Below are 556 nucleotides of genomic sequence, written 5' to 3'. Positions count from 1 at the left end.
ACTTACGCTGATGAAGGGTGATAGTCTCGTCTATCTTTTTGAAAAATGCCCCTATTTTTTGTTGTTCTTCAAAATCTTTTGGAAAAAATACTAATGTTTTTTGTAAGTTTCCTTTACTAATTGATGATACTTTTGAACCCTGAATCAGTCTCAAAAGTTGTCTATGATAGGTATTTGAATTGATATAATATCCTAGAAAAAATTCAGCTTTTTTATCTTTTGGTCTTGCAACTATTGTATGTAATCCTGCTACGAGATTTTCTTCAGTTAAACCATTGACTTCAACAGCTTTTCCAACAGTTTCATCTTCAGCTGCATCAGCAAAAATCAAATCGCCGTTCTCGAGCAAACTAGATTTATATTTTTCTAATTTACCACCTGTGATATATGGAATTTTATCATTTTTAATATTTAGAATGGCTGGATATTTAATCAATATATCTCCATAGTGAACGCTTTTAATATCGCCTTCATCATAATTTAACAATGCTCTAGATAATGAATTTGTAGACACAGGAAAATTAAAACATTCATCAAACTTATGCAGTTCCCAATC

1 protein-coding gene is annotated in these 556 nt (G+C 30.6%); it reads right to left on the bottom strand.

Translation table 11 applies throughout. The features are described 5' to 3' along the window. Positions 1 to 514: restriction endonuclease subunit S (locus ACPC58_RS11705; RefSeq protein ID WP_434066039.1), on the bottom strand; the 514-nt coding region annotated here is incomplete at its 3' end. Between the last annotated feature and the right edge of the window lie 42 nt (positions 515 to 556).

This window comes from Streptococcus sp. VTCC 12905 (genome assembly GCF_049893385.1).
GTDB lineage: Bacteria > Bacillota > Bacilli > Lactobacillales > Streptococcaceae > Streptococcus > Streptococcus suis_AA.
Note: the sequence above shows the minus strand (reverse complement) of the source record. Positions and strands in the feature narration are given on the sequence as shown.